This window comes from Halobacteriovorax sp. HLS (assembly GCF_004006665.1).
Classification (GTDB): Bacteria; Bdellovibrionota; Bacteriovoracia; order Bacteriovoracales; family Bacteriovoracaceae; genus Halobacteriovorax.
Genome location: NZ_QOCL01000014.1, coordinates 316,892 through 336,325, shown reverse-complemented (window position 1 = coordinate 336,325; position 19,434 = coordinate 316,892). Strand labels below are relative to the sequence as shown.

Annotated in this window: 19 protein-coding genes and 1 tRNA gene; 8 read left to right on the top strand and 12 right to left on the bottom strand. The window is 35.2% G+C overall.

The genetic code is table 11. The features are described from left to right. Positions 1 to 127: 127 nt before the first annotated feature. The 5 genes from DPQ89_RS15605 to DPQ89_RS15585 form a co-directional block, all read right to left on the bottom strand. Positions 128 to 2,317, bottom strand: a complete 2,190-nt coding sequence (locus DPQ89_RS15605) for a bifunctional (p)ppGpp synthetase/guanosine-3',5'-bis(diphosphate) 3'-pyrophosphohydrolase (RefSeq protein ID WP_127717964.1) — start codon at positions 2,315 to 2,317, stop codon at positions 128 to 130. 13 nt (positions 2,318 to 2,330) lie between these two features. After that, a complete protein-coding gene (gmk, locus tag DPQ89_RS15600) occupies positions 2,331 to 2,897 on the bottom strand; it encodes a guanylate kinase (protein WP_127717963.1) in 567 nt (188 codons plus the stop codon). 2 nt (positions 2,898 to 2,899) lie between these two features. Continuing rightward, on the bottom strand, positions 2,900 to 3,772 hold the full coding sequence (locus DPQ89_RS15595; protein ID WP_127717962.1) for a YicC/YloC family endoribonuclease: 873 nt from the start codon (positions 3,770 to 3,772) through the stop codon (positions 2,900 to 2,902). A 10-nt stretch (positions 3,773 to 3,782) separates the two neighbouring features. Beyond that, the gene (locus tag DPQ89_RS15590) at positions 3,783 to 4,763 is read right to left on the bottom strand and encodes an acetyl-CoA carboxylase carboxyltransferase subunit alpha (RefSeq protein WP_127717961.1); all 981 of its coding nucleotides are present in this window, start codon (positions 4,761 to 4,763) and stop codon (positions 3,783 to 3,785) included. Between the two features lie 164 nt (positions 4,764 to 4,927). After that, positions 4,928 to 5,578, bottom strand: coding sequence for a hypothetical protein (locus tag DPQ89_RS15585; protein WP_127717960.1), 651 nt, complete (start codon positions 5,576 to 5,578; stop codon positions 4,928 to 4,930). 197 nt (positions 5,579 to 5,775) lie between these two features. Here DPQ89_RS15585 and DPQ89_RS15580 point away from each other — a divergent pair, with 197 nt between their 5' ends. After that, complete coding sequence (locus tag DPQ89_RS15580) at positions 5,776 to 6,654, top strand: hypothetical protein (protein ID WP_127717959.1); 879 nt, start codon at positions 5,776 to 5,778, stop codon at positions 6,652 to 6,654. A 1-nt stretch (position 6,655) separates the two neighbouring features. Here the strand turns inward: DPQ89_RS15580 and DPQ89_RS15575 are convergent, their stop codons facing one another. Further along, positions 6,656 to 7,891: a sigma-54 dependent transcriptional regulator gene (locus DPQ89_RS15575; RefSeq protein ID WP_127717958.1), complete on the bottom strand. Its 1,236-nt coding sequence runs from the start codon at positions 7,889 to 7,891 to the stop codon at positions 6,656 to 6,658. Positions 7,892 to 8,035: 144 nt separating this feature from the next. Here DPQ89_RS15575 and yihA point away from each other — a divergent pair, with 144 nt between their 5' ends. Beyond that, positions 8,036 to 8,716: a ribosome biogenesis GTP-binding protein YihA/YsxC gene (gene yihA / locus DPQ89_RS15570; protein ID WP_206611186.1), complete on the top strand. Its 681-nt coding sequence runs from the start codon at positions 8,036 to 8,038 to the stop codon at positions 8,714 to 8,716. Between the two features lie 219 nt (positions 8,717 to 8,935). Here yihA and DPQ89_RS15565 read toward each other — a convergent pair whose 3' ends face one another. Next, a complete protein-coding gene (locus tag DPQ89_RS15565) occupies positions 8,936 to 9,229 on the bottom strand; it encodes a hypothetical protein (protein ID WP_127717957.1) in 294 nt (97 codons plus the stop codon). Positions 9,230 to 9,393: 164 nt separating this feature from the next. Here DPQ89_RS15565 and DPQ89_RS15560 point away from each other — a divergent pair, with 164 nt between their 5' ends. From DPQ89_RS15560 to DPQ89_RS15545, 4 genes are all read left to right on the top strand, one after another. Then, complete coding sequence (locus DPQ89_RS15560) at positions 9,394 to 10,245, top strand: lysophospholipid acyltransferase family protein (RefSeq protein ID WP_127717956.1); 852 nt, start codon at positions 9,394 to 9,396, stop codon at positions 10,243 to 10,245. Beyond that, positions 10,232 to 11,188 (top strand): NAD-dependent epimerase/dehydratase family protein, encoded by a 957-nt coding sequence (locus DPQ89_RS15555; RefSeq protein ID WP_127717955.1) that lies wholly within the window; start codon positions 10,232 to 10,234, stop codon positions 11,186 to 11,188. Before DPQ89_RS15560 ends, DPQ89_RS15555 begins: the two co-directional genes overlap by 14 nt. A gap of 7 nt (positions 11,189 to 11,195) precedes the next feature. Further along, on the top strand, positions 11,196 to 11,666 hold the full coding sequence (locus DPQ89_RS15550; RefSeq protein ID WP_127717954.1) for a hypothetical protein: 471 nt from the start codon (positions 11,196 to 11,198) through the stop codon (positions 11,664 to 11,666). A gap of 73 nt (positions 11,667 to 11,739) precedes the next feature. Then, on the top strand, positions 11,740 to 13,155 hold the full coding sequence (locus DPQ89_RS15545) for an anion permease (protein WP_127717953.1): 1,416 nt from the start codon (positions 11,740 to 11,742) through the stop codon (positions 13,153 to 13,155). Positions 13,156 to 13,187: 32 nt separating this feature from the next. Here DPQ89_RS15545 and DPQ89_RS15540 read toward each other — a convergent pair whose 3' ends face one another. The 3 genes from DPQ89_RS15540 to DPQ89_RS15530 are packed head-to-tail and all read right to left on the bottom strand — an operon-like array spanning position 13,188 to position 16,503. Then, on the bottom strand, positions 13,188 to 13,931 hold the full coding sequence (locus DPQ89_RS15540; RefSeq protein ID WP_127717952.1) for a succinate dehydrogenase/fumarate reductase iron-sulfur subunit: 744 nt from the start codon (positions 13,929 to 13,931) through the stop codon (positions 13,188 to 13,190). After that, entirely contained in the window at positions 13,928 to 15,838 is a 1,911-nt protein-coding gene (locus tag DPQ89_RS15535; protein ID WP_127717951.1) for a fumarate reductase/succinate dehydrogenase flavoprotein subunit, read from the bottom strand. The genes DPQ89_RS15540 and DPQ89_RS15535 overlap by 4 nt, the downstream gene beginning before the upstream one ends. Beyond that, complete coding sequence (locus tag DPQ89_RS15530; RefSeq protein WP_127717950.1) at positions 15,835 to 16,503, bottom strand: succinate dehydrogenase cytochrome b subunit; 669 nt, start codon at positions 16,501 to 16,503, stop codon at positions 15,835 to 15,837. The genes DPQ89_RS15535 and DPQ89_RS15530 overlap by 4 nt, the downstream gene beginning before the upstream one ends. Before the next feature lie 172 nt (positions 16,504 to 16,675). Here DPQ89_RS15530 and DPQ89_RS15525 point away from each other — a divergent pair. Next, a tRNA-Leu gene (locus DPQ89_RS15525) sits at positions 16,676 to 16,761 on the top strand. Between the two features lie 218 nt (positions 16,762 to 16,979). Beyond that, a complete protein-coding gene (locus DPQ89_RS15520; protein WP_127717949.1) occupies positions 16,980 to 17,552 on the top strand; it encodes a hypothetical protein in 573 nt (190 codons plus the stop codon). A 237-nt stretch (positions 17,553 to 17,789) separates the two neighbouring features. Here the strand turns inward: DPQ89_RS15520 and DPQ89_RS15515 are convergent, their stop codons facing one another. Together DPQ89_RS15515 and DPQ89_RS15510 are read right to left on the bottom strand one after the other, a co-directional pair. Continuing rightward, a complete protein-coding gene (locus DPQ89_RS15515) occupies positions 17,790 to 18,362 on the bottom strand; it encodes an AAA family ATPase (RefSeq protein ID WP_127717948.1) in 573 nt (190 codons plus the stop codon). Between the two features lie 118 nt (positions 18,363 to 18,480). Further along, complete coding sequence (locus DPQ89_RS15510; protein WP_127717947.1) at positions 18,481 to 19,389, bottom strand: GyrI-like domain-containing protein; 909 nt, start codon at positions 19,387 to 19,389, stop codon at positions 18,481 to 18,483. Between the last annotated feature and the right edge of the window lie 45 nt (positions 19,390 to 19,434).

Below are 19,434 nucleotides of genomic sequence, written 5' to 3'. Positions count from 1 at the left end.
CAAAAATATCGTAAGTACTGTTCAATATTGCCTAAAGAGAATACTTTAACAGAGAAATACGAAGCGATTTCCATGCGTAAGTAAAAGAAAACACGAAAAGTAACTGAGTAAAAAAGATGAGTACGACTTAAACTCTATCTACTGAAATAACTTCTTCAACCGCTTCAACACAGTTAATAGTTTTCAGTAATTCTGAAAAGTCATTTACTTCAACTTCAAAGATAAAGCTACCTTTTCGATCAGGTAAAGACTTTGCAAGTGCAGAGCGAATATTAACACCGATATTATTTATATTCTTAGATATCTGAGAAAGAATTCCTGGCTTATCGTGAGTTATAACTCTAATATTCACAGGATGCTTAAAAGTAAATTCAGAGTTCCACTCTACATTTACATTTCTCCCAATATCACCAGCATCGACCCTGTTGCAGCCCGCAGTATGTACAGTGATTCCTCTTCCTCTTGTGATATAACCTATTATCGGATCACCTGGAATTGGATTACAACATCTTGCCATTCTAACAAGTACGTCATTCATACCGTCTACTATAACTGCATTATCTTTATTGGATTTTTTTCTAGCGCTCTTAGAAAGAGTTTTTGAGAAAGAATCTATTTCATCAAGCTCCGTACTAACTTTCTCGTCTTCAGCCGACTGAAGAGAGCTATAGCACGCTATAACTTGTTTTGCTGTAAATTTACCTGTCCCTACATTAACCATTAAGTCATCATCACTGGCAACGTTCAGACTTTTAAGAACTTTTTTCGTCTCTGGCAACTTCAAAGCATTCTTGAAAGAGGTGCCAACAATGCGAAAAGCTTTTTCAAGAATCTCTTTACCGACATCTCTATTCTTATCTCTCTCTACTTTTAGAAGCCATTGTTTTATTTTCTGTTTTGCCTTTGAAGACTTTACTACGTTAACCCAGTCCTTATTAGGAGTTTGGTTCTTACTAGTAAGTATCTCAACTGTATCCCCAGACTTTAACGTATATCTAAGTGGAACCATTCTACCATTAACCTTAGCGCCAACAGTTTTGTGCCCAACTTCAGTGTGTACAGCATATGCAAAATCTAGTGGTGTTGCTCCATAACGTAGTTCACGAACATCCCCTGTAGGGGTAAAAACAAAAACACCTCCCACATCAAGATCATTTTTAATAACATCCATAAACTCAGCGTTATTATCAACACTCATATTGAATTCTAAAAGTTCTTGAACCCAATCAAGCTTTTTACCAAATTCATTATTTCCTTCTTTATATTTCCAATGAGCAGCGATACCTCTTTCTGCAACATCATCCATTTCACTAGTACGAATTTGAATTTCAATTCTCTCCGCTCTAGGTCCAATTACAGTTGTATGCAATGATTGATAATTATTAACTTTAGGTATTGCAATATAGTCTTTGAAACGACCTGGGATAGGAGTAAATGAAGAGTGAATAATCCCTAAGGCCTTGTAGCATTCAGTAATATTACTAACCATTATTCTAAAGGCCAGAACATCTTGAATCTGCTCAAAGTCTACACCTCTAGCACTCATCTTCTTATAAATTGAGTAGAAATGCTTAGACCTTCCCTTCACATCACACTTTAAAGAGTATTCAATAAGCTTATCTTTTATCTCTTCGATCGTTTCTTTTATATAAGATTCTCTTTCAGATTTTTTCATCGCTATCTTTTCAGCTAAGCGATAATAAATCTCAGGTTTCATAAACCTTAAGCACAAGTCTTCTAACTCGGCCTTGACTGAGTTAATACCAAGACGACTAGCAAGAGGAACATAAATCTCGAGAGTCTCTAAAGCAATCTTCTTCTGTTTTTCATCAGATACATACTGAAGAGTTCTCATATTATGCATTCTATCTGCAAGCTTAACTATGATAACTCTAAGGTCCTTTGCCATTGCAACGACCATCTTTCTAAAGTTCTCGGCCTGAGACTCTTCTTTTGTTTTGAATTTAATTTTAGAAATTTTAGTCAGACCGACAACGATTTGTGCGATATCGCTAGAGAACTCTTTCTCAATTTCTTCAGGAGTAACATCGCAATCCTCAACGACATCATGAAGAAGACCCGCAACGACACTATCCATATCCATTCTAAGCTTGATCAGAGTTCCAGAAACATTTATTGGGTGAATAATATATTCTTCACCAGAACTTCTCATCTGCCCGCTATGGGCCTTGGCCGCAAAGGTGTAGGCCTTTCTCAATAGAGCAAAATCCGCATCAGGATAATAAGCTTCCATCCTCTTAACTAATTCATCAATATTTAAATCTCTTTCATGAGAGAAGTCTAAAGGGTGAAACATCTAATTATCATTCCTAGGATTCTATTATATTATTTATGATAGTCTTTAATTCGTTAAACGCAGTCTCTAAGTCTTCATTTTTTACGCAATAATCATAATCGTCTTTTCGTAAGACTTCCTTCTTAGCGTTAGATAGTCTTAGATTAATTATACCTGTACTCTCCGTACCACGTCCTCGAAGTCTTGACTCTAAAACTTCAATTGAAGGAGGAGCAATAAAAATGGCCTGGGCCTTATCCTTAAAGTAGGCCTTAAAAGAATCAGTTCCTTGAACATCAAGATCAAAGAGTAAGTGCTTACCTTGCTCTAATTCGGATTCAACGAACTTTTTAGAGGTTCCATAAAAATTTGAATGAACTTCTGCCCACTCTAAGAATTCTCCATTTTCCTTCATTTTAAGAAAAGTATCTTTATCTATAAAATTATAAGCAACACCATCAACCTCACCAGGACGTATTGGTCGAGTTGTATAGGAAACCGACTCGACTAAAGACGTAACACTGTCCTTAATCTTTTTGATTAAAGTTGATTTTCCAGTCCCCGAAGGAGCGACAATAACGATTATTTTACCAATACTCATAATTACTCTAAGTTTAGGCCTTGTTCTCTAATTTTTTCTAATTGTACTTTCATCTGTACGACATTATCGGAGATTTCCTTTAATGAAGATTTTGAACCTATGGTATTTGTTTCCCTATTAAGCTCTTGAACTAAGAAATCTATCTGCCTACCAATTTCTCCACCGCTACTCAATATTGAATCAAACTTTTCAAGATGTGCTTGAATTCTATTTATTTCTTCATGAACATCGACTTTTTCTAAGTAATAGACCACTTCCTGTAAAAAACGAGGCTCATCAACACTCAGCTCTGTAGAAAACTCTGAAAACTTCTTTCTAAGTCTCTCTTCTACGTTAGACTGAAATTGATCAGCTAAGGCAACAATCTCCTTGTAGTGAATTTCGTATTGTGCCCTATGTGAGTTGATAACCTTTAACATTTTCTCGCCTTCAGACTGGCGTGACTTCGTGAGGCTCTCTAAAGCAAGAGAAAAGGCTTCTTTTGCTAACGAAATAGTTTCTTCCGACGAGTCTTCTAGGTCTTTATAGAAGTCTTGTCTTAAGAATTCACCTGGAGAGATTGTAAGTTCAACTCCCTTATTTTTAGAGATCTCTTTAAAAATATCAATGAAAGCATTCACTTTCTCAGTATCAATATCATCAAATTTTGATTTACCTTCAGACTTTTTATAGTTTAAAGAAATTTCAAAACTTCCTCTTTTGAATACATCTGCGACTTTATTTCTAAGGTCGAGCTCAATAGGTGTAAACATAGAAGACATTTTAAAACGCATATCTTTGAAACGATGATTAACACTCTTTATTTCAGAAGTGATAGTCCAATCATCATTACTTGCTTCGCCTTTTCCAAAACCTGTCATCGACTGTATGGTCACTAAAATCTCCCTACTGAACAGAAGTCATGGTTTGATTTCCCATTCTTCTAAATTTTTCAAATCTCTGCTCAAGCAGCTTATCTGTTTTAACTTTTGAAAGCTCTACAATTTCTTTGGAAATGGCCTTCTTAACTAATTCGTATGTCGCGCTCTTATCTTTGTGAGCTCCACCGATAGGCTCCTTAACAATCGAATCAACAACTTTTAATTCAAAGGCCTTACTAGGTCCAAGCTGAAGTGCATTTGCAGCATCCTCTGCCTTCTTAGGATCGGCCCATAAAATCGAAGCACAAGACTCAGGAGAAATTACAGAATAGATCGAGTACTCCATCATCATAACCTTATCAGCAATAGCAATTCCTAATGCACCACCTGATCCACCTTCACCAATAACTAAAGAGATAATCGGAGACTTAATATCAAACATCTCGGCCAAGTTTTCAGCGATAGCGCATGCTTGACCTCTTTCTTCGGCACCAATCCCAGGGTATGCACCTGGAGTATCAACTAGAGTTACAATTGGAATACCAAATCTTCCTGCCATTTGCATAATACGAAGAGCTTTTCTATAACCTTCCGGTCTGGCCATTCCAAAGTTATGCTTAACCTTCTCTTTGGTTTTACTACCTTTTTCAATTCCAATAATAGCAACTTTGTGTCCATCAATTTTTCCAAAGCCAGTTATCATTGCATGATCATTAGCAAAGTGGCGATCACCGCAAACCTCTTTAAAGTCTTCAACCATATTATTTATATAATCAATTGTGTGAGGACGATTTGGATGTCTTGAAAGCTGAACGCGCTCCCAAGGATTTAAGTTCGTATATATATCCTGAATCAAAACTGATACCTTTTTTTGAAGAGCATTAATCTCTTTACTAATATCAATTTCAGGTCGAAGTGAAGCTTCCTGGAGTTCTTTAATCTGATTCTCTAAATCGCGAACGGGCTTTTCAAATTCTAATGTGTAGTTATTGAGTATATCACTCATTCTTACCTCACTTTAATTGTGTAGTTATGGCGCATAAAAATGAGACCTTTTGGTCCGATTATAAGCCCCTCATACTAGGAAAAATGATGGAATACTTCAAGTTTTGGCACAAAAAAAAGAGGTCTTAGACCTCTTTCATGCTTTGCGTAATTTATATCTTTTTTCTAGTCTAAAACCCAACCACTCACCTTTCCATTTTCAAAGTAAACTTGCTTAACTTCGCCATTATCATAGAAAGACCAACGCTCATTTTCATATTTTGGATCCCCTGCAACATCAACTTGTGCAGGTCGCCCCCAACTTCTCATAACATCTTCTTTTTTCATACCAACTAGTACCGTTGGAGCAACTGCTGTTTTATATCCAAACTCATGGCTAGCAGGTCTACGTATATTTTCCTTATAAACACTAAACATCTTACTTTGGACATAGCTCTCTCTTTCATAGGCAGAGAGATTTAAATAGTAAATTTTCTCAGAGTCAGAGTTCAAATAATCTATAACTGACTGATATTGTGTATATTGCTCGTCTGATAGTCCATTCACTTTCCTAGAGAGCTCTTTTTGAACAGAACTCATCTGCTCAACTTCTTCTTTAGTTGCCCCATCAAGTGGAGTTCTCTTCATTACTTCTTCTCTGGTCCTATGTGCTCGGCCTGTATCTCCAGCAGTTTGCTCAAAATCTCTTCCGGCCACCCAAAATGAATCAGTTTCGTGTTCCATTTCATCTATGAAACTTCTATTCGTGAGTAACTGAGTACAACTACTTGTAATTACAAGTAATACCAGTAAAGTTCCTAGTCTTGTCATCTTCATAACTAATACCTGTTAAACTTACACCACTATTGGAGTAACAATATATCTATCGGTGAATCCAAAAGCTAAAATGAAAATTTGAGACTTTTTTATAGGAACAGGACATTTTTTCCAGAATAGAGTATTTTCTTGGCCTCTAAATCACATAAATCCTAAGAATTACTAAAATTGTGTCGATAAGCAAGCTGGAGGCAGCTTTGAAGTTTTGGATAAAAATCGAAACATTTCTAAATAAAATCATAGAAAGTATTCTTTCTATGCTTGGTCGTGGAATCTCAAAATCTACTCCTGAAAATATAAAGAAGAAGATTGACTCTAGTAGAAGTAAAATTGAACAAACAAAGAAAAATACTAAAGACTTTATAGCTAATAAAGGTGAACAGGCCCTCGCAAACACATTAGACATTAAAAATAAAACATTAAAAAAAGCAGATGAAATACAAAGTAAAAGCTTAGAAATTGTTACTAAAGCAAAAGAAGTTGATTACAAGAAAGTAGATTATAAGAAACTTATCTTTGGATTATTTCTCTTTATTACACCAGTTTTTGCTAAGGTTAAATCATGGGTAGGAGCTCTTGGTCCAAAAACAATTATTTCCTCTACCCTTGCAATTACTATTGCAACACTCTCTTCCATTTCGATCTATACACAAAGTAAAAAGATATCTGAAAAAGCGACAGCTAGTGCTAGAGAGCCAGCATCTGAGGTTGAAAACGCGACAGCAGTAAGTAAAAGAAAAGGTTACTATAAACTAGAAGAAAAAAGATTTATGATCACTAATGTGACAATGCCAGTTTATATTGGAACAACAGCTAATTTGAAATCTCTAAGTATTGACTTTACTTTTGTTAGCTCAAATAGATATATCAAAACATTTTTTGATCGCAATAGGCACTTAATAAAAGATAGAATGAACTCAACTATTCAACCTTTAATTCCAGAGTTTCCTCTAGAAGCAGAGGGGAAAAAGATCATTAAGGAGAAGATACAAATTGAGCTCAACTCCTTAATAAAAGAACTTGATATAAAGGGCGAAATTGACGAGGTCCATATCACATCAATACTCGCAGGTTAATTCAAGCCGCAGTCTTCAATACATTCTTTACAGTATTAACAGAGACCCCCAATGTTTGTGCGGCAATTTTAATATCACCATGACACTTCGAAACGATATTTGAAAAATAACTCGCCTTAACATCTTTATAATTCATAGAATTATAAGTGCCTCCTTCAGCAGTGACAATTTCACCTAAAAGTTGTTCATCTATAAAATCATAATCTAAACGTCTCCCACTACTAAGAACTCTCTTTTTTTCTAAATGACCACGTAGTTGCCTAATATTTCCAGGCCAAGAAAACGAGCACAGAAATTTTTCAAGTCTGATACTAACGACACAATCTTTTTCTAATTCAAAATCCTTAATGACTTCTTTAATTTTATTAACATCCTCTCTTAAAGGACTCAGGCGTATAACTTCTCCACAAGCTATTCTATAGTACATATCTTTTCTAAATCTTCGCATTTCTACTAGCGAGTTCAAATTTTGACCGGAGGCAAATATGATTCTGATATCAACAAACTTATCTTCATTACTACCTACCTTTCTAAAACTATTGCTATCCAAAAATAGTAATAGTTTTGTTTGTAGCTCCAATGAAACTGAATCGATCTCATCAAGAAAAAGAGTTCCGCTTGATGCCTGCTCAATAGCACCAACCTTTTCGTTGATTGCACCTGTAAAGGCGCCTTTAATATGTCCAAAAAGTTCAGACTCTAAAAGATTTGCTGAAAAAGAAGACAGATTCAAGTGTACAAATGGTCCCACTCTCTCGCTTCTTCTGTGAATTTCTTTCGCCAAATAACTCTTACCAACACCGGTTTCCCCTTCGATAAGAACTGGTAAATTCGATCGCACAATTTGGGCGGCCATCTTAAAATGTTTCTTTTCTTTGTAACGAATATAGTCGAATTCTAAACGATTGTGTCCAAGGTCCACTTTGTCTCCTTGAGTGATTATTGCACTGAAAACAAGATTTCCATTAAGCTTAAAAGGTATTTTATTTAAAGAATTTAAAATATAGAACTGTCCATGTACTTGTTGGTTGAGTACTAATTCAAATTCTAAGCTTTCATTTTTAAATGAAGGTAGCAAAAACTGTGTTCCACTTAGACTAGTATCACCATCGAAATTTGAGTGAATTTCATATTTTGTTCTATTTAAAGTCACCTTTTGTGATTTCCCGTATAAAGGCCTTATCAACAACTTAGAGTAAAATAATTGTGAATCTTCTAGATCTTGATTTAATCTCACTTTTTTCTCCTTAATTTAGGTATTTATGTGTATTTTTTTCAGTCCAGACATTTTCATTATCAGTGCCATACTATATAAAGTGATTTCGACGATATAGAAATTTTAGTGGTATAGAAATTTGACCACAGGTACAAGGAAAGAATAATGGCCTACGAAATAGCAAAAGATACATGTAAATTTAGATTTGGAATGAGCAATCCAGAGCAACTAGATGCTTGGCTAAAAGAAAATCCAAAGGCCATTGGACTTAGTTTTGTAGGAAGATCTAATGTTGGTAAGTCATCTACAATAAACTCTCTCTTTGGCAAAAAAATGGCCAAAACCTCAAAAACACCTGGTCGTACCAGAGAAATTAATATTTTTTCTTTTCGTTTGAATAATGATGGAAAGTTAGACGAGTCTCTACCTGAGTTCTACTTTTACGATTTACCAGGATATGGTCATGCTCAAGTTTCCAAGGAAATGTCTAAGAACTGGGAAGTGCTAATAGGCACATTCTTTAGTGAAATATCATTACATACTTTAATGCTTAATATTCAAGATGCAAGACACCCTAATCAAAAATCTGATCAAGAGTTTCATTCTTTCTTAAAAGAGTTTAGTTTTGAAACTTTTATTCTTTTTAATAAAATAGACAAACTGAAGAAACAAAAAGAAAGAGCAGCACTAAATAAGCTTAAACCAGTATTATCCAAAGAGTTTAAGTGGGTAAAGCAAATGTACTTCACTTCGGCAGAGAGTAAGGATGGCCTATCTCAAGTTGAAGAAGCAATTATATCCTATTTATTAAGACAGGAAAGTTTACTACAATCAATGGATGGGTAGTGAAATTGCAAATGTTTATCTGGGTGCGTTTATATATTATATTCTTATATTAAACGCCACTCTTTTATTCTTTTCACGACCTACATTTCTAGATAGATTTGACTTTAATTTTGGCACAATTCGCATAAGGGCAGCTTTGGCCCTTTTACTTTTTCTCACAAGTATAATTCTTGGTTCGATAACTTATTTATTAAGAATATTTAATGGAATGATAATACTCTAGCTATTCTTTTTAATTTCAGAAACGTCATTCTCTATAGTCTCTAGATCAGCTTCACATTTCTTGATTGTATTTACGAGCTCTTGAACCCTCATGTGTTCCCATTTAAGCTCCCCTTTTTCAACCGCTTTAAAAGCAAGGTGACCCAACTCTTCATAAGACTCATTTAAGACAGAGTTTGTCTTCGAAGCACTTAACATTTTTTTCCCAATTTCGGTCGTCTTCTTAAGCTCTTCCTGACATGTTTGAACGATATCGTTAATTTTATCTTTCCATTGAGGTTGTTTTTGCATGCTTAGCTCCTATGAGTAATTACATGAAGATTATAACTTTTATCAATATTAATGGGAAGACAAGATTATACTTCCATTAATTGATAAAAATTGTCCATTGAGACTTGAGTCGGTAAACAATAACCTCTGCCTATATAATCAATATGCCTCTATAATAGTTTCATATGCTTAAAGACTTATTATCTAAACTACACATAATTTCTCCAAAAGAAGATCAAAAGAAATTTGATCAAGCTTTTTCTAAACTATATAAAGTTTATGGGAAGACAGAAGACCCATGGGGCTTAAATCTTCACAAAGCTAGAAAGAGCATGGAGTATATCTATCCTCTTTACAAGGACTACTTTAAAGTTCGTGTGTTCGGCAAAGAAAATGTACAGGACCAACCTTATATAATAACTTCAAATCACTCAGGACAGATTGCTATAGATGGAATGCTCATTTCAACAGCATTTGCTATGGACGTTGACCCGCCTAGAATTTTAAGGGCCATGGTTGAAAGGTTTTTCACGGGACTACCTTTCGTAGGAACCTGGGCCGCAGAAGGTGGAGCAGTTTTAGGAGACAGACAAAATTGTATAAAGCTCCTTGAAAAGAATCAATCAGTTCTAGTATTCCCTGAAGGAGTTAGAGGTGTTTCTAAAAGTACTCCAGACTATTATAAAGTCCAAAGCTTTACTAAAGGATTTTTTAGAATCGCTCTGAGTTCAAACTGTGCTATTCTCCCTGTTGCAGTAATAGGTGCTGAAGAAACTTTTCCATATGTTTACCAAGCAAAGAGCATTGCTCGTATGCTGGGTCTTCCGGCCTTACCTATTAGTGCTAATTATCTACCTCTTCCCTCTCCTATAGATATATATATAGGAAAACCATATGAATTACCAAAGGGACTCAATGCTGATTCTCCTGACAAGGAAATCAATCAACATATCTTTGAAATAGAAAGTACAATTCAATCAATGGTGAATGAAGGGCTAAAAAGTAGAAGGGAATTTTGGGCCAATGTTAAAAAATAAAAAGAAAATTCTTATAATAGGTGCCGTAGGAGGACTTGCTCGAATTCTTAGTGGTCTTACTGCAAAAGAACTTGATCAGTATGAAATTATTGGCGTTGATACTAGGGATTTAAGTCATCTTCCTAAAAAAGCAAATATAAGATACGAAAAAATTAAATATACACGCGGAGACTTTGAAAGACTATTCAGAGACAATAACTTTGACACTGTTTTCCACCTAGCACGTATGAGCCATGCTCAGTCTAACAAGACAAATCTTGCACAAAGACTTGACCTTAATATAATGGGTACAAATAGAATTTTAGAATTATGTCTAAAGTTTGAAGTGAAAAAAGTGGTTATCCTTAGCACCTATCATGTGTATGGTGCACTTTCAGATAATCCTACATTTATATCAGAAGACTCTCCTCTAAAAGCAAGTATCAAGCATCCAGAGCTTAGAGATGTAACAGAAATGGATCAATTAGCAACCAATTGGATGTGGAAAAATCAACACCAAATAGAAACAATCGTTCTAAGACCATGCAGTATAATTGGTCCACAAATTAAGAACTCAATGAGCCAATACTTAACAACTCCATATGCTCCAGTTGGCATAGACTTTAACCCTATGTTTCAATTTATACATGAATTTGATATGGCAAATATTCTATTTAAATGTATCAATGACGTCCCAACAGGAATTTATAATATTGCCCCTGACGAAGTCATTAGTATTAGAGAAGCTAAAAAGCAAATTGGAATTCCTTCTATTAGTCTTCCTATATTTGCGCTTTCTCCAATGGCCATCGCTGTAAAAAAACTTTGGAGTTTTCCGGATTATCTTTTGGAATATTTAAAATACTCATGCATAATCGATAATTCTGAAATAAAGAAACATATAAAAGACGATCTCTTTCGTTTTACTACAAGAGAGTCACTAGAGTTACTAAAACTAAGGTAAGTAGTAGATGGGCATAAGTGATCTTCCAAGAAAATTTAAACTCACTCCTTTTACTGAATATTTTCTTTATGCGAATTACTCAGTAACTTCTATAATGATTCTTATGGACAAAAACTTGATTGCTGAAAAAGATGCTATTTTTTCAGTAGTTGGCGCGTGTCTATCCATATTTCTTATAAAAATATACTCAAAGTATTTTTCAAGTACAAAAAGACAGATAAGACAAATTCTTGGCGTTTTTATAGTTATTCCGGCACCAGTAATCCTCTTGGTCTTGTCAGACAAAGGATTTATAACGAACAATGAAGCCTATCGCATTTTTGAAATTCTTTCTTTAATATCAATAGGCCTTATAATCTTTCTCGCTAATAGATCTCTCATAGGAGATCGAAACTCTTTAATAAAGTCCTCTATTGGAGTTTGTCTATATTTTATCTATTTTGAAGGACTTGAGTATTTAAAAAGTCTCTTTATTTAAACAAATACGTCCACCAATTATGGCCAAGTCATATTATGAACCTTAAAATAAATAAAACTACAAAGGATTATATATGACTAAATCAGAAGTTAATTTACCGAAACTCATCGGTACGATCGTCGTTGGTTCTATAATATGGTTCATGCCTGTTCCTAAAGAACTCGACCCTAGAGCTTGGCATCTCTTTGCAATATTTGCGAGTACCATTCTTGGTATTATTCTTAAAGCTATGCCTATGGGTTCAATGTGTATGGCATCTTTAGCGATAGCTCTTTTTACAAACACACTTAATATTAAAGGAGAGGCACTTTCGGGCTTTTCAAATGGAACGATCTGGTTAATTGTCATTGCTTTCTTTATAGCACGAGGATTTATCAAAACAGGCCTTGGTAATAGAATTGCTTACTTCTTTGTTTATACACTTGGTAAGAAAACGCTAGGTTTGTCTTATGGACTGGCACTTACAGACCTAGTTCTCGCTCCTGCGACTCCGTCAAACACAGCGAGAGCGGGGGGAATTATTTTTCCTATTATGAAGTCTTTATCTTTAAGTTATGACTCTAAACCTAATGAGCCTTCTAGAAAGAAAATTGGAGAATTTTTAACCCTGAGTTGTTTTCAAGTTGATGTTATAACTTCTGCCATGTTTCTTACTTCAATGGCTGCAAACCCACTTATTCAGAAATTTGCTGGTGATAATGGAGTAACCATTACATGGGGAAATTGGGCCCTAGCAGGACTAGTTCCAGGCCTTGTTTCATTACTTGTTGTTCCTCTCATTATTTATAAACTCTACACCCCAGAAATCAAAGAAACTCCTAATGCCAAAAAAATTGCACAGGAAAAACTTACTGAAATGGGACCTATTTCTAAACAAGAATGGATAATGATTGGCGTCTTCTGCTTTCTTATTATCTTTTGGGTATTAGGAACAACACTAGGTATAAATGCCACAGTAACAGCTTTTGGTGGTCTTTCCGCTCTCTTAATTACAGGAGTACTAAAATGGGAAGATATTAAATCTGAAAAAGGTGCTTGGGATACGCTGATTTGGTTTGGTGTACTAGTGATGATGGCCGATTTCTTAAATAAACTAGGCTTTGTTCCATGGTTTAGTCAGTTTGTTTCTGCAGAAGTTACTGGCCTGTCTTGGATGGTTGCTTACCCGATACTTCTTGGAATCTATTTCTATTCTCACTACATGTTTGCATCTGCAACGGCCCATGTGACAGCTATGGCCGCTGTATTTATGGCCGTTGGTATTGCTGTTGGTGTTCCTCCGTTTTTAATGGCAATTTCCTTAGGTTTTTTCTCAAACCTATTTGGTTGCTTAACTCATTATGGAATGGGTCCCGCTCCGGTATTATTTGGATCAGGTTTTGTAGAGCTTGGCGATTGGTGGAAAGTTGGTTTCATCATGTCCATTGTCAATATACTAATATGGATGATAATTGGTGGAGCTTGGTGGAAAATACTAGGTCTTTATTAAATCTCAGCAGGCCTAATGGCCTGCTTTTTTTTTCATTTTAACAAGTTTGCCTTTAGTAGGTCATGATTCATTCTAGCAATATTAGAAATAGAAATCTGCTCGGGACACTCTATTTCACATGCCCCTGTAAAAGAACAGTGCCCAAAATCTTCTAGCTCCATTTGATTTGTCATGCCCAACACTCTAGCATTTTGTTCAGGACTTCCTTGAGGAAGAGAATTTAAGTGAGTAATCTTTGCTGATGTAAAAAGCGCTGCGGAAGAGTTTTTACAAGTTGCTACACATGCACCACATCCAATACATGCAGCAGCGTCCATCGAATAATCTGCAACATCTTTACCAATAAGTATCGAGTTTGCTTCAGGAGCAGTTCCAGTTTTAGTACTCATAAAACCGCCACTTTGAATGATACGATCAAAAGAACTTCTATCAACTACAAGATCTTTCACGACTCTAAATGCTTTTGCTCGCCAAGGTTCAACAACAATAGTATCCCCTTGTGAAAAACTTCTCATATGTAGCTGGCATGTTGTAGTATTATCATTAGGACCATGTGCTCTACCATTTATAAAAACTCCACACTGTCCGCAAATCCCTTCTCTACAATCATGATCGAAAGCAATCACAGATTCACCCTTTTTTACTAATGATTCATTAAGGGTATCTAATGCTTCCAAAAAAGACATTTCAGAGCTTATATTATCAACTTCATAGTCGTGGAACTGACCTTTCGTATCAGAATTAAGTTGTCTCCAAATTTTAAAAAATACTTTCATTTATATGACCTTACAGTAGGTTTAATATATTCAAACTCTAGTTTTTCTTTATGAACTTTATAGTCGCCTTCATTATATTCCCAGGCAGAAACATAAGAATATTTTTCATCATCTCTTAACGCCTCCCCCTCTTTTGTTTGAAATTCCTCTCTAAAGTGAGCACCACAAGACTCATCTCTTTCAAGGGCATCCAAACACATTAGCTCAGCTAATTCTATGAAATCTGACAAACGAAGAGCTTTTTCCAGTTCAGGGTTTAGCTCCTTATCACTTCCAGTAACTATCACCTCATTCCAAAAAGAGGATTTAATTTCTTTAATCTTCTCTATCGCATTTTCAAGACCTAACTTATTTCTACTCATTGCGCACTCTTGCCACATAACCGCACCAAGTTCACGGTGAAACTCATCAACGGTTTTACGACCGTTAATATTCATCAATCGTTCAATCTTTTCTTTAACGAGTTTCTCTGATTTAGAAAATTCACTATGATCAACTCCAGGAATTTCTTTATTTAATTCAGTTGAAAGATAGTTATTTATAGTATTAGGAAGTATGAAATATCCATCAATACTTGCTTGTAATAATGAGTTTGCACCAAGCCTATTCGCCCCATGATCAGAGTAATTACATTCTCCAATAGCATATAATCCATTAACAGTAGTCATTAATTCGTAATCGACCCAAAGACCTCCCATAGAGAAGTGAGCGGCTGGAGAGATAAGCATTGGTTCTTTGTATGCATTAATACCGGTTATTTTTTCATACATATTAAAAAGATTTCCATATCGATCCTTAACAGTATCTTCACCAAGTCTAGCTATAGCATGCTTAAAATCTAAGTAAACAGCATTCTTTAAAGCACCTACACCGTGCCCATTATCTATTCTTTCTTTCGCTGCTCTTGAAGCAATATCTCGCGGACATAAATTCCCAAAGCTTGGATATCTTCTTTCTAAGTAATAGTCTCGTTCTTCTTCAGGTATATCTTCGGCCTTTCTAGAATCATTGGCCTTAAGTGGAACCCATATTCTGCCATCATTTCTAAGTGACTCTGACATTAAAGTAAGCTTTGACTGACTCTCACTCGTTTGCGGTAGAGCTGTTGGATGAATTTGTGTAAAACTTGGGCCAGCAAAGAGAGCACCCTTTTTATGAGCAGACCATATTGCAGATCCATTGCAACCAATTGCTAAAGTAGATAATCTGAAAACCCTAGAGTAACCGCCTGTTGCCAAAACAACTGCGTGAGCACTATGCTTTTTAATTTCACCAGTTTCAAGGTCTCGGGTGACAATACCTCTTGCCTTACCGTCAATGGTTACGAGATCCAACATTTCTTCACGTGTAAACATAGTTACACCACCACTGGCCACCATTTTAGAAAGCTGAGAATAGGCAGCAACAAGTAATTGTTGTCCAGTTTGCCCTCTGGCATAAAAAGTCCTTTGTACTTGAACTCCACCAAAACTTCTATTAGATAAAACACCACCATATTCTCTAGCAAAAGGAACACCTTGAGCAGTAAAGTGATCAATGAGAGGCGCAGAGAGTTCGGCTAGTCTATAAACATTCGCTTCTCGTGATCTAAAGTCACCACCCTTCAAAGTATCATAGAACATTCGCCAAACACTATCACCATCATGTTGATAATTCTTTGCCGCATTAATTCCCCCTTGAGCAGCAACTGAATGAGCTCTTCGAGGAGAATCTTGATAACAGAAGCATTTAACTTTGTAGCCTAATTCTGCAAGAGTAGCAGCAGCGCCAGCACCAGCAAGACCAGAGCCGACGACGATTATATCGAACTTCTTTTTATTGGCGGTATTTACAAGATTGCAGTTCGCTTGATAATTAGACCATTTCTTTTCCAATTCACCCTTAGGTATTTTTGCATCAAGTTTCATGACAACCCTCTTAAATAAACAACGATAGGAATTACTGAAAAACCTATAAAAGTAACGATAGAAAATATTAACGAAATAATATTTATTCTTTGAATATATGATTTTTTATAAACACCAAGTGTTTTAAACGCACTAGAGAATCCATGCTTCAAATGTAGGCCCAGCGGAATCATCAATACACTATAGAAGATCACATAAAGAGGATTTCTAAATAATTCTGAAACAACAAGGTACACATCTTTATATCCGTTCTGATCAAGTGGTATGACCTCGCCAAATCCTAACTTCACCCTCATCCAAAAGTTGACCATATGAACAACGATAAAAACAAGTATTACCATTCCCAGAAGCCCCATATTCTGAGAAGTCCAAGAACTATTGTCCTGTTTATGATTAACAAAATAATCAACTTCTCCAAGAGAGTTTTTGTTTTTCATCGTTATTAAAAAAGCATAAACAGTATGTAAAATTATTGAAAGGTATAAAATAATTGAAACTACCTTTATCAATATATTTTCTCCCAATGTATGAGAATATATATTATAAAGGTTTTTTGATAAGCCAGCGGGCAAGAGTAAAATCAAATTCCCTGCTAAGTGAACGACAAGAAAAATACATAAGAACAAACCTGTAAATGCCATCACATTCTTTCGTAAAAATAACATAAATCTTCCTTTAACTATTTAGACTTATTCTATTAAAGCTAATACCAAATTTAAAGATTTATAAATTCAACTTGTCTTGATATTTACTGACAAAACAACCTCTAGCACCGCAGGGCACTATATATACACATTGACTAACTTTCTGAGAGGTTTTAATATTTTATCTCAATGTGGCCCGGTGGTGGAATGGTAGACACAGCGGATTCAAAATCCGCCGCCGTTAAAAGCGTGCGAGTTCAAGTCTCGCCCGGGCCACCACTTTTTCCTAGAAACAACAGCATATTTAACCCTTTTCAGCCTTATCCCCTAAATTTAAAAGAATGCGAGATTCAAACCAAAACTTATCTTTCCTTATTCTTTGTGAAGTGAACTCAATATTTTCTATGTAAAGAAATACGACACCCCTTGTAAGTCTTTCCAACTTACTGAGCTTGATTGTAAAAAAAGATATGATAAGAGAAAACAGGTTAACAGTAATGCGTAAACTACTAATTTTACTACTTTTGTCATGCTCTATATCATCTCAGGCAAACTGGTTTACAGATCTAATTGGAGTATCCGAAAACCCAATAGCTGAGGGAAGAAAACAGGCCCTAGGCCTCACTCTGGAAGCGAAAGTAAAGAAGTTTAAATTTAGCATGAAAGGAAAACTCGTAACTGTTGAAATGAAAGGGGCTTATAAGCTCTTTCGTTCAAGCTGGACTGGGCTCTGTGGAATAAAAGGTAGCAGAAAAATTATCGGTGACTCAAATCTTGCTGAAGAGTTAAACGAAAGTGTGAACTCACCAATTGAAGAATCCTTTTGCTATTTACTTGATCTATCAATCTCTATTAAACAAAACTTTGGAGCATGCACAAGTAAAAGCTATCTTGAAAGTGAAAAAGGTGTTGAAAAGACTTTTATAGAATTAAATAGAAACTGCCAGTGCACAAGAAAATATGTACTAAAGTCCAGTGTCCCCTTCCAAAACCCAAATGGAAGAGTTCTCGTCTACACGACAAGCTTTCAAACATACGAGCAAACTAGTCGAAACTTTGTAGACTTTTAAAAATGTAAATTTATGTTCAAAAACAATGAACATAAATACCACGACATTCAGTCATTTATTTATGGATATTCTCATTATAATGATCCAGCCTACAAAAGATCTAACGTGAGGGGGGGAAATAAATATCTAAATATTCTTACCGGAAACAGAGAGCGTTGGTGAAGTAGTAGATACGACGATTCAAAATCCGCCGGTAGCAATACTGTGCGAGTTCAAGTCTCGCCCGGGCCACCATCATTACTTAGTTATTTCCTTATTTATTTTTTCGTAAACTTCATCTAAATTTAACTCGCTAAAATCAGTTGTATCTAGTTTGATTACCTCGGCATCAATATCCAAAATATCAAGCCTACCATTTAATAATACGTCCCTAAATTCATCATAGTTTAAATGATCACAGTGCCCCTGATGTCTTTGTCCAGATTCAGAGCGCGCTTTAAATCTATTAAATAAGGTTTCACCTTCTGCTTCACAGTGGATAATAATTGTTGAAAATTTATACTTCTTTTGAAGATTTAAAAAAATGGGAGTATCAAATTTTGAATTAAAATTACTTTCTACAATGCACGAGTTTGTAGCACCTAATTGAGACTCTATAATTTTGTACAGAAGCTCATAGCTAGCTGTACCAAGTTTTTTTGACCACTCTCTATCCCTACATCCTAAACTATCAAATAGAGATTCCTTTATACAGTCTCTTCCAAAAAGTGGAAGTTTAAAATGTACAGACAGTTGCTTAGCAATTGAAGTCTTCCCAGTACAAGAAAGCCCAGAAATTAAAATTAAAAGAGTTTTTTTATTTATAATCATTTCGATTCCTCTAATTATAATCTCCTATCAGAGGAAACAAAGAAAGTAATTTTCCTGGATCATAAAAGATAAATAAAGGTGCACCAAAAATTGCTCAGCACACCATTAAAAGAGCTCACTACTTTAAGAAGAATTGGGTCTCTAGCTCAATATCAGCGCGAGGGTTTTCTTCATCAACATAGATATATCTCTCAATTAGTGGAAAGTTACCTGGCTCATATCCGTTTGAGCTGAACCAATTTTTATATATATCCAAATAAAACTGAAGCAGTTTTTCACTACTCCCTTTAAAGTGAAAGCAAGCATACTTGCCTTGAGGAAAGAAATTTTCATTAAGACCTCTCGGGATATTTTCTGATTCAGATATCTCAACACAAGCATCATATCGACACTTCTCTTGGGCAGTAACTTCTGGATTATCATGACCCACACCAAATTTTTCTAGAGAGTTAATATCTCGACCTGAATCAGTTAATATTTTAGAAATTTCTTTCCAAGTATTATAAATGGACTGAGTTTCATATCCTCTTTGTGATGAGAGAAATATAACTCTTCTCTTAGGGAATTCTTTAATTTCGTACTTCATTTTCACCTCTTTGATATATAGATCACTATTGATCTCTTCTTTAGGATAGAGGTTTTGTATTTTAAATTCTTTTCCATATTTGCTTTGTAATTTTCCTATTTTGCTTTTTAATTCCTCACCTTTGAGGACTTGTCCAGGAGTAACTCCAAAATACTTCTTAAAGGCCTTTGAAAAGTTTGCTTGAGAAGAATAACCACAACTAAATGCAACTTGTGAAAGACTGACATTACTGCCATATGCTATAAGTGAGATTGATTTCTCAAGCCTTCTTCTTGAAATATAATCTCCGGGTGTTTCATTTAAATAAGCTGAAAATATTCTATGAAAATGGAAATAGCTAATGCCACATTCTTTTGAAATTTCATTCCAGTCAAAATTCTCAGGAAGTTTCTTCTCAATTAGCTTTAAAGCTAAGCAAATTTTATCAATATAGATACTCATTCAAAAACTATCTCATAAGCAAGTCAAAAAATCTTTTCCATTTTT

Excerpts from the sequence above, each read along its gene's own strand:
- DPQ89_RS15605 (WP_127717964.1), bottom strand. The coding sequence starts at position 2,317 with ATGTTTCACCCTTTAGACTTCTCTCATGAAAGAGATTTAAATATTGAT.
- gmk (WP_127717963.1), bottom strand. The coding sequence starts at position 2,897 with ATGAGTATTGGTAAAATAATCGTTATTGTCGCTCCTTCGGGGACTGGA.
- DPQ89_RS15590 (WP_127717961.1), bottom strand. The coding sequence starts at position 4,763 with ATGAGTGATATACTCAATAACTACACATTAGAATTTGAAAAGCCCGTT.
- DPQ89_RS15585 (WP_127717960.1), bottom strand. The coding sequence starts at position 5,578 with ATGAAGATGACAAGACTAGGAACTTTACTGGTATTACTTGTAATTACA.
- yihA (WP_206611186.1), top strand. The coding sequence starts at position 8,036 with ATGGCCTACGAAATAGCAAAAGATACATGTAAATTTAGATTTGGAATG.
- DPQ89_RS15565 (WP_127717957.1), bottom strand. The coding sequence starts at position 9,229 with ATGCAAAAACAACCTCAATGGAAAGATAAAATTAACGATATCGTTCAA.
- DPQ89_RS15560 (WP_127717956.1), top strand. The coding sequence starts at position 9,394 with ATGCTTAAAGACTTATTATCTAAACTACACATAATTTCTCCAAAAGAA.
- DPQ89_RS15555 (WP_127717955.1), top strand. The coding sequence starts at position 10,232 with ATGTTAAAAAATAAAAAGAAAATTCTTATAATAGGTGCCGTAGGAGGA.
- DPQ89_RS15550 (WP_127717954.1), top strand. The coding sequence starts at position 11,196 with ATGGGCATAAGTGATCTTCCAAGAAAATTTAAACTCACTCCTTTTACT.
- DPQ89_RS15545 (WP_127717953.1), top strand. The coding sequence starts at position 11,740 with ATGACTAAATCAGAAGTTAATTTACCGAAACTCATCGGTACGATCGTC.
- DPQ89_RS15540 (WP_127717952.1), bottom strand. The coding sequence starts at position 13,931 with ATGAAAGTATTTTTTAAAATTTGGAGACAACTTAATTCTGATACGAAA.
- DPQ89_RS15535 (WP_127717951.1), bottom strand. The coding sequence starts at position 15,838 with ATGAAACTTGATGCAAAAATACCTAAGGGTGAATTGGAAAAGAAATGG.
- DPQ89_RS15530 (WP_127717950.1), bottom strand. The coding sequence starts at position 16,503 with ATGTTATTTTTACGAAAGAATGTGATGGCATTTACAGGTTTGTTCTTA.
- DPQ89_RS15520 (WP_127717949.1), top strand. The coding sequence starts at position 16,980 with ATGCGTAAACTACTAATTTTACTACTTTTGTCATGCTCTATATCATCT.
- DPQ89_RS15515 (WP_127717948.1), bottom strand. The coding sequence starts at position 18,362 with ATGATTATAAATAAAAAAACTCTTTTAATTTTAATTTCTGGGCTTTCT.
- DPQ89_RS15510 (WP_127717947.1), bottom strand. The coding sequence starts at position 19,389 with ATGAGTATCTATATTGATAAAATTTGCTTAGCTTTAAAGCTAATTGAG.